Genomic DNA, 16,495 nt, shown 5'->3' on the forward strand with positions numbered 1-16,495 from the left:
TGGTTTCTATGGAAGATACAGTAAAAATAACGGCTGAAGATTTGAAGAGCTATATAGAGAGAATCGAAAAACTTGAACAAGAAAAGAGGGATGTGCAAGATCACATTCGTGATGTATATGCAAAAGCTGCAGATGAAGGTTGGGATATAAAAGTGATGAAACAGATTATTAGGCTAAGAAAGATGGATGATGATGACAGGGAGGAACAGGAAATATTACTTGATACCTACAAACGTGCATTGGGAATGAATTACGAAGGTGAATAGTAGGATTGTAATTGGAATAAGTGGAGCATCTGGTTCTATTTACGGTGTACGGATTCTAGAGGCACTAAAAAATACCAATCATGAAACTCATTTAGTGATCAGCAGTGCTGGAAAAATAACTATAGCTCATGAGATTAAAGAAAAACTTGAAGATATTATATCGCTTGCAGATTTTTACTATTCTGAAGAAAAAATAGGAGAAAAAATAGCAAGCGGCTCATTTAAAACCTCAGGTATGGTTATTGCTCCATGTTCTATGAAAACAATGTCTGAAATAGCATCGGGGGTGACTTCCAATCTATTAACAAGGGCTGCAGATGTAACTCTAAAAGAAAGAAGAAAATTAGTTCTTATGGTGCGAGAATCTCCACTACATCTTGGACATCTACGAAATATGTTAAAACTAACCGAGATGGGAGCAATTGTTGCTCCGCCGATGCCTGCTTTTTATATTAAACCAAAATCTTTGGATGATATTGTAAATCATTCTGTTGGTAAGATATTGAATTTATTTGATATTGTATTACCTGATTTCGAGGAGTGGCAAGGAAATGTCAATTATTATTGATGGTAAAAAAATAGCAAATGATCTCTGTGAGGAGCTATCAAAAAAAATTGATATTTTAAAGAAAGAGTATAATGTTTTTCCTTGCTTAAAAGTAATCCTCGTAGGTAGCAATCCAGCAAGTCAGGTCTATGTTCGTAATAAACAAAAAAAAGCAGAATCAATAGGCATAAGTTCTGAAACTATTGTTTTGCCTGATAGTATCTCAGAAGACGAATTGATTGAAAAAGTTAATACATTAAATGAAGATTCATCTGTGCATGGAATTTTAGTGCAGTTACCTTTACCAAAGCACATCAGTGCAAGCAGAATAATTAATACAGTAAGTGTTGAAAAAGATGTAGATGGCTTTCATGATGAAAATGTTGGCAGGTTAGTTAAAGGTGAAAAAAATTGTCTGATACCTTGTACTCCCAAAGGTTCTTTGCATTTAATTAAGTCAGTTGAAAATAATCTGTCCGGTAAAAATGCGGTAATCATTGGCAGATCAAATATTGTGGGTAAGCCAATGTTTCACCTATTGTTGCAAGAAAATTGCACTGTTACCATCTTGCATTCACAAAGTAGGGATTTAGCTGATTATTGCTCTAAGGCGGATATAGTAGTTGCAGCAGTTGGAAAGCCAAATTTTGTTCAACCAGATTGGATAAAAAAAGGTGCAATAGTGATTGATGTTGGCATAAATAGCATTAACATAGGAAGTCAAAGTAAGCTTGTGGGTGATGTTGACTTTGAGGAAGTAAAAGAAAAAGTCAAAGCTATTACTCCAGTGCCTGGTGGAGTTGGCCCGATGACAATAGCATTTCTTATGATAAACACTGTAGTTGCTGCTTGCTTACAGCGGGAAGTTGATCCTTCTGATTTTATTGCTTAAGGTTTATCTTAATGTTAGCATAAACAGAATACCTTTACAAATAGCACATATATAGCACCGAGCATACAACTGTGTATAAGGATTCAAAGTGTTCATAGCTTAAAAATTATAACGTATACCTACTTCTATGATTGCATCTGGTTTTTTCATCGGTGGTTTAAAGCCACTTAATTGACCACTTGCAGCAATAGCAACTGTGCCAACTATCTGCTGAATAATTTCACAATCAACACCTAACTTTACTTTATAGTCGATAGCACCCAGTATTTTATCTAATGTTTCATTTTTAGTTGTATCTTTACCAAGACCAAAAGATGGCAATATTCGAATATATCCACCCAGCCCTATACTAGCATATAATCTAATGGGATCAATTTCAAGATCAGGATAGTAAAGGTAATTTGCCAATAAACTAGCTCCTACTTTCCTTTTTTCTTTATCATTTATATCACTTATGTCAGCAAGAACCTCAAGTTCAAACTTAGAATTTTGGTTATGATGATAACCAAAAACAACGCTAGGTTTGAATTGAAATTTTTCACTCCATTGAGTACCAAAGTTTAAACCTACATAACCTACATAGTAATAATCTTCGTACTGGTCTTCATACCGGTCTTCATGCTGATATGTGTACTGCTCTTCATAATGGTCTCCGTACTGATCTTCTAACTCACTTGTACCATTACTAGCTGTACTTGCTAAAGCAACCAACACAGCAAACACTTTCATCGCTCTCATATAATTCATACACATTACTTCCTTAAAACAGACTGGAATAAATGTTCAAACATGCTAGCAGCAAGTTTTGAGCATTGCTTGTGGTTACACCTAACTATTAAACATGTACTCAATGTTATCCAGCATTAAAAATTATAGCGTACTCCTACTTCCAGCATTGCATCTGGTATTTGTTTTGCTTTTAAACCACTCAGTTGCCCGCCTACGGTTAAAGCAGCTGTACCAACTATCTGTGGAGCAACTTCATAATCAACACCAACCTTCAGTTTGTACGAAATAGCACCCAGTATTTTATCTAGTGTTTCACCTTCGCCAAGAGAAAAAGGCATTACTTGTAGATGTCCTCCTAAACCTACAATGACATATAGTTTCACAGGATCAATGTCAACGTCAGGATAATAACGGTAATTTGCTAATAAAATAGCTCCCATTTTCTTGGTTTCCTTACCAAACATATCACTTACGTCAGTGAGAATCTAAAGTTCAAACTTAGAGCTTTTATCATAATTATAACCAAAAACTAAGCCAGGTTTTATTTTTAATCCAGTACCCCATCCACCACCAAAGTTTAAACCTGCGTAGTACTGCTCTTTTGCACTATTACTAGCTGCTTTATTACTAGCTGCACCTGCTAGAGATGAAGTGAGCAACACAGCTAAAACACACAATCCTTTTATTTTCATATAACTACCCATACAAAAAAATATATAATGCACAAGTATATATCCTTTATATTAAAAAAGATATAATCTCATATCAAAAAAAGTATACCTACGAAATTAGCAACATGCTACTCAAAATTTTTATATAACTATGTTTACTACCTTATTTGGTACAGCATATATAGTGCGAATTTTGCTTTGATCGATTTTGTTAGATACAGAATCTGTTGCTATTTTCTTCAATTTTTCTTGAGGTAAATCAGTTGCCACTTCAATGGTCGCACGTAACTTTCCATTGATCTGCACTGCTACAGTCACCATATTATCAATTAGTAGTGATTCATCAGCTTTTGGCCAAGGTTGCATATATAGCATGCCTTCACCTCCTATTTCTTGCCATAAATTTTCAGCCAGGTGTGGCATGAATGGCTCAATTACTCTGATTAGTATGCATATACCTTCATCAATAAGAGATTTTCCAGTTTTTACGTCTATTTCAGCTATTAAATTTGTCATTTCACGAAACTTTGCTACCACACAGTTTAATCTGCAGTTTTCCAAGTCATCTGTAAGTCCTTGCAATAGTTTATGGATTTTTTTTCTGTACTCTAGGAGTTTACCTACAATGTTTTCATTATCATAGTGTATGTTTACGGGCCTAAGTTGCACTACCATACGCCACAATTTATTTATGTAGCGAAAACAACCTTCCACTCCATCATCAGACCATTCCATATCTTTTTCCGGAGGAGTGTCAGATAATACAAACAAACGAGCAGTATCAGCACCGTATTTTTCTATGATAAAGTTTGGGTCAACTGTGTTCTTTTTCGACTTGCTCATCTTTTCGACTTTTCCAACTTGGATCTTAGTACCCTTCGCAATCAACTCTTTTGCTTCTTCGGGAAAGAGCCATTTGCCATTCTCATCTTTATAAGTTACATGACAGACCATTCCTTGAGTGATTAAAGTAGAGAAAGGCTCTTTAATGTCAAAATAGCTACATTTAGTTAAAGCACGGCAGAAAAACCTTGAGTAAAGCAAATGTAGAATTGCATGTTCTATTCCACCTATGTAATAATCAACAGGCATAAAACGATTACAAGTATCTTTATTAATCGATTTATTTTCACTGCAAAATGCAGCAAAATACCAAGAAGATTCAAAAAAAGTGTCAAATGTATCAGTTTCACGTTCTGCTTGCTTTCCGCACTTTGGACAATCAACAAATTTCCAGGTTGGGTGCTTGTCCAGGGGATTACCACCACTTGTAAATTCTACATCCGTTGGTAGAACAACAGGGAGGTCTTTTTCTGGAACTTGAACAATTCCACAATCTTTACAATATATAACAGGTATAGGACATCCCCAATAACGTTGCCTTGAAATTCCCCAATCGTGTAGACGATAGTTTATTGTTTTCTTACCTATTCCTTTTTCTTCAAGCTTTTTAATGATTACTTCCTTTCCCTCATTAATCATTAGTCCGTTTAAGAATTCAGAATTGAACATCACCCCATCACCGAAGTACGGTTCTTTTAAGATCTCTGTGGTCTTTGTGCTCTCTTCACAAACTACAGGAATAATAGGTAAACCATACTTCTGTGCAAATTCAAAATCACGCTGATCATGTGCAGGGCAACCAAAAATCGCGCCTTCTCCATACTCCATCAACACAAAATTCGCTATGTACAGTGGCAACTCTTTATCAAGAAATGGATGTTTGACATTTAATCTTGTGTAAATCCCGATTTTTTCATCATTCTCCCCCTTTGCCTTCACACTGTCGATAAAGCCTTGTATGTCTTCGTCCTTAAGGTCTTGTACAATAGGGTGCTCTGCTGCTAATGCAAGAAAAGAAGCTCCAAATAAAGTATGAGGAGAAGTTGTAAAAATCTTTAATTTCTTATTCAGGCCAACTATTTCAAAATCTATAGTTGCCCCTTCAGATTTTCCTATCCAGCGCTCTTGCATAGTTTTGACTTTTTCTGGCCAATTTTTTAAACTTTGCAAACAATGAAGCAAATCTTCAGCAAAATCAGTAATCTTTAAAAACCACTGAGATAACTTACGTTTTTCAACAACTGCACCTGATCGCCATCCTTTTCCATCAACCACTTGCTCATTTGCAAGCACTGTTTGGTCCACTGGATCCCAATTAACCCACGACTCTTTTCGATAGGTAAGACCATGCTTTAAAAAATCCAGAAAAAATTTCTGTTCGTGTTTGTAATAATCAGGCTCACATGTGGAGAGCTCACGATCCCAATTGTATGAAAGACCTATAGATTTTAGCTGCGCGCGCATATTATCTATATTATCTTGTGTCCATGCTGCAGGGTTAATGTTATTGTCCCTTGCTGCATTTTCAGCTGGTAATCCAAACGCATCCCAGCCAATTGGGTGCAAAACCTCAAATCCACGAGCTCTCTTGTAACATGCTATAACATCTCCTATTGCATAGTTACGCAGGTGCCCCATATGAATCTTACCAGATGGATATGGAAACATTTCCAACACGTAACATTTCTTCTTTTTACTATCTTTGCTTACAGAAAAATCCCACTTATTTTGGTAGAATTTTTCAACGTTTTTAAAATCATATTTCATAAATTCAATCACAGTTTATATGTACTAAAGGATCGACTGCTTGACCATTATGCCTTATTGTGAAACACATCTGCGGATCTTTATCTTGTGTGCTTGATTTACCTGCAGATCCAATTACTTGACCTTGTTTTACTTTATCACCAATTTCAACTTGTATGTTTTTTAAGTAGGAGTACATAGTCATGTAATTATCTTTATGTTCCACTATAATTAAATTTCCGTACCACCTCAGGCCTTTGCCTACGTATATTACTTTGCCAGGTGCAGAAGCAATAACCTTTGTTCCACTTTGAGCAGTAATTTTTATGCCATCTTGACATATTTTATCAGAAGAGATAACTGCACCTTTAACCGGTATTACAAATTTACACATGCTTTGTGCATTATTGTTATATACCTTATCTACGAAAGCTTTTCTACTTTCTTTTTGCAGCGAAGAATCAACATTTTCTTTAATCAAATGATACTCCCTTGTGTACTCTAGGTCTCTTTTTCCATAAAATTCTTCGCCTTTAAGTAGTACAGGTGCAGGTTTTTGCAGGCCACAGCTTATCAGTATTGCTGATAATATAAAGAACAAGGCTATACGATACATAAACTTATCTCTAGATAGATCAACTTTCACAAAACTTTATAGTATTTTTCGTCTATTTATTACTTTCTTCATTTATTTTATCAGTCAAATAGTCTCTTAAATCGGTAAGTTCTTGCAACAAATTTCTTGAATAATGATCAATTCTTACATCGTTACCAAATTCCTTTTGTACTCCTTTTATTTTATATCCTTTGTCATATAGCATATATTTTATTTTCTTTATTGCCTCTATACACTTATGATCATATAGTCTTCTTCCCTTCCGTTTTATGGGTTTAATTTGATGGAATTGACTTTCCCAGAATCTTAAAACATGCTGCTCCAAATGTAGTTCTTCAGCTACTTCTCCAATTGTGTAAAATAATTTTTCCTTATTCATCGGTTATTTATTAATTTCTTCATCATTTTTGAAGGTCTAAAAGAAATTGATTTTCTCGCTTGAATTACTACCCTTTCCAATGTCTTGGGTATATTTCCTGGTCTTTCTTTCTTGTTTTTAACCAAAAATGTTCCAAATGAAGATATTTTTACTATCCCATCCTTTGCTAAGCTCGTTTTTATCTCATCCAATATATCATCTATTATTGCAATAGAGTCTTCTTTCGATAATCCAATTTTCTGGTTTATACATTCAGCTATTGTTGCCTTAGTTACTGTTGTGTCTTTTGTTGTCATAATTTATTATAGTATGTTAATATAATATAACAGTCGACTCAAGATTCAGCTACTTTATTTTTATAGTATGTTTCTTTTGTAGCATAATTAAAAATACTAGCAAATGTTAACATTGCAAATATTGTGAAAAGCGCCATTTGATGATCTGAAAAAAGTGCTAAAATTGACACTAAAATTCCACTCATAACAAACATAAATCCATTGATAATGGATGATGATGTGCTAATATACTTCTGCTCAACAATCTCACTGCCAACAGTAAAATTAAGCATATGTCCGCCTGCAAAAAAACCAAACATTAACATACAAAAGTATATAATATGAACTGTTAAATTGCCGTATAGTAAAATAATAACTGAAATACCTTGCAATATGGCAAAAGCAGAGATTACGTGCCTTCTATTTTTAAATAGATTTGAGATTAAATCTGCAATTGGAGCACCAACTGCAAGACCAAGCCACAATATTGCAGTTGCCACACCTAACTCCATTGTATTTAGTTCTAAGTTGCTTAGTAACCTTGGTGCCCACAGCATATTAAGCGCTAAAAATGTTCCAAAAGTAATAGCACCTACTACTGAAGTTATCCAGATATCTCTTAATTTTAGCACCGTTAGTATAGAACATATTACTGTTTTTATAGAGCTTTTTATTGTGCATTTTTCCAAACTTTTTTTTGAAAGTCCTTTCGGATAAAAAAACATAAGTACAAATATCGATACGCCAAATAATATTACGTATACAATCAAATTCTTCCAATCCATACCTTCAGCAAGGAAGCTAGAGAACAACATTTGAATCATCAAAGCTGAAAGACTTGAAATTGTCTGCACTAGTGAGAACATCAGTCCAAATTGGGTAATGGGAAAATATGTGCTACTTATATGAGCAGCTCCAACAAAACCAAATGATGCTCCAATTGCAATCAAGAATTGAGATAAAATTAGATGGACAAAACTTTCACTACTAATAAGGATAAAAAACCCAAAGATCATAATCGATAATGAGAGAAAATAAATTTTTTTGCTGGAAAAAACATTAAACATTGCCCCACTAAAAAATTGTGAGATAGCAAAAGTCCAAGTATATGCTGAATTAGCCAGTGCAACTTGCGCAATCGTGATCCCAAGTTCTTTTTCAAGATCCACACTTATAAAGGTGTAGATTATTTGCATATTGCTGAATATAACAATTAAGTTGCTGATCAGCCAAATGAACCAATCTCTACTTTTCATAAGTTTATTTTATAAGTAATTCATTGATAATCACCCCCTTTTTAGGCGCTGATTACTGTTAAAACAGTTGCAATTATAGATTATATAAAAGCTATGAAACAACAAATTTGTTGTGAGATTTTAATTGTTATAATCTGTATATGATCTCAAAAAAAGAATAGATTTTTGCTTTTTATCCCCTGTTATAAAGGAGTATACAGCGTACGGTGAAAGGCCTGGGTAAAGATGATATAATTCCAACAAGAGAGATACCCTTCAGATCATCTTCCATTGAATGTAATGGTTGATATCACAGTTGAACATCACAAGCAAAGACAATTAGAGTTATAAAATCTTGTTTAATACACATTAAAGTGGACCTATGTTTTGCCACTCAGAACCTGTTTTGAAAGGAAAAAAAGAATAAAGCAAGAAATAGGAGGGTAACAAGTGATATAAGTTACAAGGCTAAATGTTGCACAAGGAGCAATAGGGAGAGCAAAAACATAACAATTATTAATGCGATAAAATATATAATGAGGAGTAATTGCTGGTGCTAACCTTTAATATAGTTATGCAAGAGGCCTAATTTAAAATATTAACGTAAAAAATTGCTTCCATATATTTTAAACCTGATTATAATCACAGTTAGAGATATTTTAAGAGCTCAAAATCTATCTTTGTCTTGCAGACTGTTCAGTCAAATTTTTAATCAAAAAGCGTAGCGTATCTTCTTTAGTGCATATCTGTTGTATGTGTGCTTCACTTTTTTCTAATCTTTTTTACACAGGTGGATTTTATGTCCAGAATTCCAGATACTTGATCTTTACTTTAGCTAAAAAACAATAGGCGCCTATAGTTTAACGCTAATTAAAATAAAAACTTTTCTAATATATAGAAGAATTACAAAATCACTGTTTACTGAAAACGGGCCAAGAAAGCTGCTAATGTCACAGAATTTTAGGTAAACGTTGTTTGCTTGACGTATAGTGTGCTCTCCTGACTTCAAGAACTCTTTAATATTTAACCACTTAAGTCCTTTCAAGATATGTTCTTAGATAATAGTTTTTCAAATCTTTGGTAAATCAAAGTCAGCTTAACTATTAATTATTTATCTTTTTTCTAGTTATGTAACGGGTCTGTTATTAAATTTTTCAATAATACCTTTTATTTTTGCCGCCTCTTCAAACTCTAAATTTTCAGCATGCTTCAACATTTGCTTTTTCAAACTATTTAGATCATTCTTACTAAAATTCTCAACTACCACTTTTTCCTGTAAAGTATTTGATATAGGCTTTATTATAGTTTTTGGCACAATATTATTCAGTGTATTATGCTCTGTCTGTTTCTTTCTTCTCCTTTCAGTTTCTTTCAGTGCACGATCCATAGAATTAGTAATTTTGTCTGCATATAAAATTACTCTGCCTTCAACATTGCGTGCAGCACGACCTATCGTTTGAATGAGCGAAGTCTCTGATCGTAAAAACCCTTCTTTGTCAGCATCTAAAATTGCAACCAGCCCACACTCGGGAATATCAAGACCTTCCCGCAACAAGTTAACGCCAACAAGAACATCTATTTCTTTAGATCTTAATTTGCATATAATTTCAATTCTTTCCAGTGCACCAATATCTGAATGTAGGTAAGTTACTTTCATACTGAGCTCACTCATATGCTCAGCTAGCTTTTCAGCCATTTTTTTTGTCAATGTGGTAATTAGAATACAAAATCCTTTTTTTATTGTTACTTGCGCCTCGTGAATCACATCATCAACCTGACTCTCTGTTGGTTTTATGGTGCAGATGGGATCTGTCAGTCCTGTTGGGCGGATAACTTGCTCTATGAATGCGTGGTTAGTCTTTTCTAACTCATATTTTCCTGGAGTAGCCGAAACGTAAATAGTCTGGGGCCGTATTGCCTCCCACTCTTCCAATTTTAATGGACGGTTATCAAAAGCAGAAGGTAGCCTAAAACCATAATCTATCAATTTCTTTTTACGTGCTTCATTACCGCTATACATTGCACCTATCTGAGGAACGGTTACATGGCTTTCATCAACAAATAAAATTACATCTTTAGGTAAATACTCAAACAATGTAGGCGGTGGATCTCCGGCTTTCATTCCATAAAGATAACGCGAATAATTTTCAATACCTTTACACACTCCCGTTGCCATCATCATTTCAATATCAAAATTAGTACGCTGCTCAAGGCGTTTTGCTTCAACAATTTTGTTCTGTAAATAGTAATAATCCAGGCGTTCATGTAGTTCTTTTTTAATCAGTTGAACTGCTTGCAAAAGAGTCTCACGTGATGTAGCGTAATAGCTATTTGGAAAAATGGTGACTTTATCTATGCGTCTGATAATATTGCCGTTCATGGCATCAATCTCAGAAATTTCTTCTATTTCATCACCAAACAATGATAAACGCCAAGCTTTATTTTCATAATAGGCAGGAAATATATCAATAATATCGCCGCGCACTCTGAAATATCCTCGCTCAAATCTGACATCAGAACGTTTATATTGGAGATTAACTAAATTATTCAGAAAGTCATTAACATGAATCTTATCTCCAGCACTTAAAGTCAAGGTCATGCTGAGATAGCTCTCAGGCGAACCAAGACCATATATACAAGAAACACTTGCAACTACAATCGTGTCCCTACGCTCCAAAAGAGAGCATATAGCAGAATAGCGTAGCATATCAATTCTTTCATTTATTAAAGAGTCTTTTTCAATATAAGTGTCTGTTTGTGGTGAATAAGCCTCAGGCTGATAATAATCATAATAAGAAATGAAGTATCCAACAGCATTGTGAGGGAAAAATCCTCTCATCTCCTCGTAAAGCTGCGCCGCTAAAGTTTTATTATGTGCCATAATTAACGCAGGCCTGTTTGTTCTTGCAATAACATTTGCCATAGTAAAAGTTTTTCCAGAGCCAGTTACTCCAAGTAAAACATGATCTCTTTTTTTGTTATTTAGTCCTTCAACTAAACTATCTATTGCTTGTGGTTGATCCCCAGCTGGCTGAAAATTTGTAACTATTTGAAATGCCATAATCCCTATACTTTCATAATATATTTATCATTACATAATACACATGATATTATGAGTAAGGTATAAAAACGAGCGTAAATGAAGTTCTATTTTCCTTTTTTATAGAGTTGGCTCCAAACTCTATTGTTAGTAAGAACAAAAAACACCGTCAAAATTATAAAATATGTCACTATTTTTAGCCCAAGTTTATGTCGGCGCTCCAGTTCTGGCTCTGCTGCCCATTGTAAGAAATTTACCACATCATATGCCATATTTTCAACTGTGGCTTGCCTTGCACCATCATATTCTACCATTCCTTCAGAGAGTGGTGGTGCCATAGCTAACCTGCCTGTTGAAAAATATGGATTAAAATATAAACCGTTCTCATCATGTTCACCGTTTTGATAACCAATTAGTAGTGAATAGACATAATTTGCACCATCATGTCTTGCTTTGACAATTAATGATAAGTCGGGTGGAATTGCTCCATTGTTGCTTGCTGCAGCTGCTTCTTTTGTATCAAAAGGTGCAATAAAATAATCCGAAGACACTCCTGGCCTATCAAACATTTCACCCAAATCATTTGGAACATCTTTCACTTGATAAGAGGCTGCAATTTGTTTTACATCCTCTTCAGAAAAACCAACATCTTGCAAATTACGAAACGCTAGTCTATTCATTGAATGGCAAGCAGCACAGACTTCCTTATATACTTTATAGCCACGCTGAATTGACTCTCTATCGAAAGATCCAGTAATTCCATCAAAACTCCAGTCGATTTTCTTATTTGGTAAAGGTTTAAACTCCTCTGCAGATAAAGAATTAGTGAGAAATAATATACAAAATACAGCAACTTTAACCAACAGCATCACTTCATCTCTGGAACGGAATCGCTTATTGTTTTTGGTAATCTTTTTGGTTTCTCATACTTACTAAGTAAAGGTAAAATTATCATAAAATATGAAAAATAATAAAGAGTTGAAAGCCTACTTAAAGTAATGTAAGGCTCTTTAACTTCCTGACCTCCAAGCCAAGCAAGAAATGCAAAATTTATTGCAAAAACCCAAAAAAATTTCTTAAATAATGGGCGATAAGCACCACTTTTAACCTTTGATTTATCAAGCCAAGGCAAAAGAAACCAAACTAAAATAGATCCAAACATGGTAAGTACACCAATAAGCTTATTTGGAATTGAGCGCAACATCGCATAAAAAGGTAGGAAATACCACTCTGGTACTATGTGTACTGGAGTTACCATAGGATCAGCTTCTATATAATTATCAGGATGCCCAAGATAATTAGGGGCATAAAAAACAAATCCAAACAAAATTATAAAAAATAAACCAAAAGTTATGCAGTCCTTTGCTATATAATAAGGATAAAAAGGAATAGTGTCCTTACCTGACCTTACTTCTATTCCACTTGGGTTATTAGAGCCAAATCTATGCAGAGCAACAACATGCAACATAGCTAAAGCAATAATAATGAAAGGAAGAAGATAATGAAGTGCAAAAAAACGATTGAGCGTTGGGTTATCAACGGAAAAACCACCCCACAACCATATAACTATTTTATTGCCAATTAAAGGTATGGCTGAAAATAAGTTAGTTATAACTGTTGCACCCCAAAAGCTCATTTGTCCCCATGGAAGAACATATCCCATAAAGGCAGTTGCCATCATTGCAAAAAATATAAATATGCCAATAAACCAAACCATTTCTCGCGGTCTTTTATAGGATCCATAATATAATCCACGCATGATATGAACATAGACCACCATAAAGAAGAGTGACGCCCCAACAGCATGAGTATAACGTATCAGCCATCCATAACTTACGTCACGCATTATACGCTCCACACTATTAAATGCATGATCAACATGCGGAGTGTAGTGCATGGCAAGAAATATACCTGTTATTATCTGCAAAATTAGTGCTATACCAGCCAAAGAACCAAAATTCCAAGCATAATTTAAATTTTTTGGTACTTGATAAGAAGCAGTATGTTTTAGAAAAGAAAATATAGGCAGTCTATACTCTATCCAACCTAATATACCTTTTTCTTCTGTTATTTCTTTCTTGCTATCATCTTCCATAACTTAAAGTTTTTTCATCTTAACTCATTTTATTGTAACAACTTACCTACAACGCACAATAAAAAGTTTAATTTAAATAATAGATTTCAGGAAAACAAGCATTCAGACTTGAGTGCTTGTTTTAACTGATTTAGAGGGCCTTTTGATGACGCACGCCTTTAGATATTGTGAAGTTGCTCAGTGAGCTTTCAGGATACTGATAAAGTTTGTCACACTTGCTAAGTGCCATCTTGACATCTCTTTCTAGAGAATTAAGTTTTCTTTCTTTAACCTGTCTTATCGTTAAAAGTGAATCATCCAGTGGCATTGAATATCTTTCCCCTGTGAATTTACTTATTGCTATAGCAGTTAGGAGAACTGTTCCATTACAATCGACTTGTGAAGAACCAATTGAGCTTCCAGTCGAATGTGCAATAGATTGCTTTGGAGGAGGTAAAGCAGGTGCACTCTGAAATAGGCTACTAAGTGCAGCAGTTGTTGAAGTTCCCATCCAACTAAATACACTATTAATAAAAGAAGAAGGTCTTACTGCATTGCTTGCAGTGCTGCTAACTTCTTCAAAATTTTCTCTGATAAGAGTGAAGGAAGAGTTCACTGTGCTACTTGCCAAGTCTTTGGTATTACTAACTTCCAATTCTATCTTAATTGCTTTGGTAGGGGATAATGAAAGACTCGCTTCACTACTTACCGAATCTGTGCTGTCGTTAGCGTCTTTAATACCTGCTTTTATAGGAGTTAATTTTGCTTCACAGTCAGCTTCATTAGCACTGCTCAATATAGATTCTATTTTTTGAATTTCACTACTACTACATTCATCTTTTCTAGCATTTCCAACAACATCTAATGCTGTTTTGCCGTGCTGGCTTTGAATACTAGCATCAGCACCCTTGCAGAGTAGGAGTTTTACCATATCTAAATGACAGTGGTTAGATGCTAAGTACAAAGGTGTAAGGTCTTTATAATCTGTAGCATTGACGTTAGCACCACGATCAAGTAAAAACTTTGCTATTTCTAGTTTGTCATATCTAGCAGCAATGTGCAAGGGAGTACTCAAATATCGATTAGTAGTATTAACATCAGCACCACTGTTACATAAAAACTCTAATATCTCTAAATCACCCAAGAGAGTAGCATGATGTATAGGTTTCGTATAGTATTTTTCATAAAAAAAACTTCATTTTTTATTTGTTTATACTCTATCTCTTTAATACATTCTTTAACTTTCTGAAAATCACCTCTGCTTATAGCAGAAACTAATTTTCTTCCTAAAATCTCAATGATTTCTTGTTTTTCCATCAAATACCTCCTAAAAGAGAATGCTCCCGGCTTTATATCATGCAACTTAATATAAGCAAGCAAAATTTACAGAGAAAATTTCAATAGTTAAAAATTAGGTCTTCATCAATCTATCATTTTAACTTTCGTACAAGACATGCTGAGCTTCCTTATTCACATTTTTTTGCTCTTAATAAGAAGCAATATGCTTTAGAAAAGGAAATAAGGGATAATAAGCACTCTAATTAGAGTTCTTATTTTAACTGATTTAGAGGGACTTTTGATGCATACCTTTAGATATCGTTAAATTACTTAATGAACTTTCAGGACATTGATAAAGTTTTTCACACTTACTCAGTGCTGTCTCGAAGTTTTTTTCTATAGTGTTAAGCTTTCTTTCTCTAATTTCTTCTATTGTGAGAAGTGAATCTTCTAGTGGGCTTGAGTATTTTTTCCCTGTGAACTTTCTGATCATTACATCAGTTAGTAGAACTGTTCCATTACAATCAATTTGTGAAGAACCAATAGGACTTTCAGCTGAAAGGACAACAGACCGCTGTGCAGGAGGTAAAGTAGGAGCACTGCTGAATAAGCCACTGATGGTGGTAGTTATCCCACTAAATATACTGTTAATAAAAGAGGAAGGTTTTACTGCATTGCTTGCAGTGCTGATAACTTCTTCAAAGTTTTCTCTGATAAGAGTGAAGGAAGAGTTCACTGTGCTACTTGCCAAGTCTTTGGTATTACTAACTTCCAATTCCGTCTTAATTGCTTTGGTAGGGGATAATGAAAGACTCGCTGTACTACTTGCTGCATCTGTGGTATCACCAGCTTCTAATTCTAACTTAGTATTTATTCTAGCAGAAAGTAATAGTTCTGTACAATTATTTTTATGAAATCTTAATACAGCTAAGAATATTTTTTTTATGTCACAGCCATCACTGCAAAGACTTTCATAACCTGGAATAACCTCAAATGCTATTTTGCCATTTGCACTTCTAATATTAAGATCAATAGCTTTATTATTGAGCAGAAAATTAGCGATATCTAATCGACAATAAAAAAAGGCTAAGTGTAAAGCCGTAAAACCTTGCATTACTTGGGAATTGGTACTACTAGTACAATGATATATCATTTCTTTTATTTTTTTTTGCTATTCATGGCAGTAACGTGCGAGTAAGGAACAAGACATCCATCACTAACAATATTAATATTAGCATTATTTTTAAGCAAAAACTTCACTATCTCTAAGCTACCTCTATAAACAGCAAGATGTATAGGTGCCATACCATCTTTTTTACCATTAATAACCTCTTTTTCTTTATTTATATATCTTGCCTTTTTAACATATCTTTTAACTTTCTTAATATTAAGCTCATCTATAGCCGCAAATAAATTCTTTCTCAATCTCTCAAGTTTTTTCATCAAATACCTCCTAAAGAATAATGTTTACGGCTTTATATCATGCAACTTAATATGTGCAAGCAAAATTTACAGAGAAAAATTTCAATAGTTAAAAATTAGGTCTTCATCAATCTATCACGTGCTGCGTTTAACTTTTGTGCAAAATATTCCGATCCTCCCTTGTCTGGATGGACCAGTTTCATTAAATTTTGGTATGCCTTATTGATTTCATTTTGGCTTGCCTCGGAATTCAGCCCCAGTATTTTTAGTGCTTCATCTTTGGACATATTATCACCAGTGTAACTTTTACTGCTGTTAAATTCGTTCAAAAACTTACTTAATATAGAGTTCATCATAAAACTTATGTTATTTCTCTTTGCCAAAAAGAGAAAGAATACAACGACGCTAGGTAAAACAAACGTGATTATTGTGAATATCAAAAAAAGGAAAAAGATGAATGACATGTATATTTTTTTATCATT

The 16,495-nt window shown here is 34.2% G+C and carries 15 protein-coding genes and 2 pseudogenes; 3 read left to right on the forward strand and 14 right to left on the reverse strand.

Annotated features, from left to right (window positions below; all coding sequences use genetic code 11):
* Nucleotides 1–8 precede the first annotated feature (8 nt).
* The 3 genes from AAE962_RS01865 to folD are packed head-to-tail and all read left to right on the forward strand — an operon-like array spanning nt 9 to nt 1,705.
* The gene (locus AAE962_RS01865) at nt 9–266 is read left to right on the forward strand and encodes a DUF2312 domain-containing protein (RefSeq protein WP_006014634.1); all 258 of its coding nucleotides are present in this window, start codon (nt 9–11) and stop codon (nt 264–266) included.
* Entirely contained in the window at nt 259–834 is a 576-nt protein-coding gene (locus AAE962_RS01870; RefSeq protein ID WP_343289346.1) for a UbiX family flavin prenyltransferase, read from the forward strand. Before AAE962_RS01865 ends, AAE962_RS01870 begins: the two co-directional genes overlap by 8 nt.
* Complete coding sequence (folD, locus tag AAE962_RS01875; RefSeq protein ID WP_343289347.1) at nt 818–1,705, forward strand: bifunctional methylenetetrahydrofolate dehydrogenase/methenyltetrahydrofolate cyclohydrolase FolD; 888 nt, start codon at nt 818–820, stop codon at nt 1,703–1,705. The genes AAE962_RS01870 and folD overlap by 17 nt, the downstream gene beginning before the upstream one ends.
* A 99-nt stretch (nt 1,706–1,804) precedes the next feature.
* Here the strand turns inward: folD and AAE962_RS01880 are convergent, their stop codons facing one another.
* From AAE962_RS01880 to AAE962_RS01950, 14 genes and pseudogenes are all read right to left on the reverse strand, one after another.
* Nucleotides 1,805–2,458, reverse strand: coding sequence for a cell envelope biogenesis protein OmpA (locus AAE962_RS01880; RefSeq protein ID WP_343289348.1), 654 nt, complete (start codon nt 2,456–2,458; stop codon nt 1,805–1,807).
* A gap of 110 nt (nt 2,459–2,568) precedes the next feature.
* Nucleotides 2,569–3,126, reverse strand: a pseudogene (locus AAE962_RS01885) (hypothetical protein).
* A gap of 120 nt (nt 3,127–3,246) precedes the next feature.
* A complete protein-coding gene (gene leuS, locus AAE962_RS01890) occupies nt 3,247–5,715 on the reverse strand; it encodes a leucine--tRNA ligase (RefSeq protein ID WP_343289349.1) in 2,469 nt (822 codons plus the stop codon).
* A 4-nt stretch (nt 5,716–5,719) separates the two neighbouring features.
* Nucleotides 5,720–6,310, reverse strand: a complete 591-nt coding sequence (locus tag AAE962_RS01895; protein ID WP_343289350.1) for a M23 family metallopeptidase — start codon at nt 6,308–6,310, stop codon at nt 5,720–5,722.
* Between the two features lie 52 nt (nt 6,311–6,362).
* Nucleotides 6,363–6,689, reverse strand: coding sequence for a MerR family transcriptional regulator (locus tag AAE962_RS01900; RefSeq protein WP_343289351.1), 327 nt, complete (start codon nt 6,687–6,689; stop codon nt 6,363–6,365).
* Entirely contained in the window at nt 6,686–6,985 is a 300-nt protein-coding gene (locus AAE962_RS01905; RefSeq protein WP_063630779.1) for an integration host factor subunit alpha, read from the reverse strand. Before AAE962_RS01905 ends, AAE962_RS01900 begins: the two co-directional genes overlap by 4 nt.
* A 38-nt stretch (nt 6,986–7,023) precedes the next feature.
* Nucleotides 7,024–8,220: an MFS transporter gene (locus tag AAE962_RS01910; protein WP_343289352.1), complete on the reverse strand. Its 1,197-nt coding sequence runs from the start codon at nt 8,218–8,220 to the stop codon at nt 7,024–7,026.
* 1,105 nt (nt 8,221–9,325) lie between these two features.
* The gene (gene uvrB, locus AAE962_RS01915) at nt 9,326–11,260 is read right to left on the reverse strand and encodes an excinuclease ABC subunit UvrB (protein WP_343289353.1); all 1,935 of its coding nucleotides are present in this window, start codon (nt 11,258–11,260) and stop codon (nt 9,326–9,328) included.
* Nucleotides 11,261–11,346: 86 nt separating this feature from the next.
* The gene (locus tag AAE962_RS01920; RefSeq protein WP_343289354.1) at nt 11,347–12,108 is read right to left on the reverse strand and encodes a cytochrome c1; all 762 of its coding nucleotides are present in this window, start codon (nt 12,106–12,108) and stop codon (nt 11,347–11,349) included.
* Nucleotides 12,108–13,334 (reverse strand): cytochrome b/b6, encoded by a 1,227-nt coding sequence (locus tag AAE962_RS01925; RefSeq protein ID WP_343289355.1) that lies wholly within the window; start codon nt 13,332–13,334, stop codon nt 12,108–12,110. The genes AAE962_RS01920 and AAE962_RS01925 overlap by 1 nt, the downstream gene beginning before the upstream one ends.
* A gap of 130 nt (nt 13,335–13,464) precedes the next feature.
* Complete coding sequence (locus tag AAE962_RS01930; protein ID WP_343289356.1) at nt 13,465–14,457, reverse strand: ankyrin repeat domain-containing protein; 993 nt, start codon at nt 14,455–14,457, stop codon at nt 13,465–13,467.
* Complete coding sequence (locus tag AAE962_RS01935; protein ID WP_343289357.1) at nt 14,445–14,630, reverse strand: hypothetical protein; 186 nt, start codon at nt 14,628–14,630, stop codon at nt 14,445–14,447. The genes AAE962_RS01930 and AAE962_RS01935 overlap by 13 nt, the downstream gene beginning before the upstream one ends.
* Nucleotides 14,631–14,877: 247 nt before the next feature.
* A pseudogene (locus AAE962_RS01940) lies at nt 14,878–16,037 on the reverse strand (ankyrin repeat domain-containing protein).
* 92 nt (nt 16,038–16,129) lie between these two features.
* Nucleotides 16,130–16,369: a J domain-containing protein gene (locus AAE962_RS01950; RefSeq protein WP_343289360.1), complete on the reverse strand. Its 240-nt coding sequence runs from the start codon at nt 16,367–16,369 to the stop codon at nt 16,130–16,132.
* Between the last annotated feature and the right edge of the window lie 126 nt (nt 16,370–16,495).

This window comes from Wolbachia endosymbiont of Encarsia formosa (genome assembly GCF_039540065.1).
Taxonomy (GTDB): Bacteria; Pseudomonadota; Alphaproteobacteria; order Rickettsiales; family Anaplasmataceae; genus Wolbachia.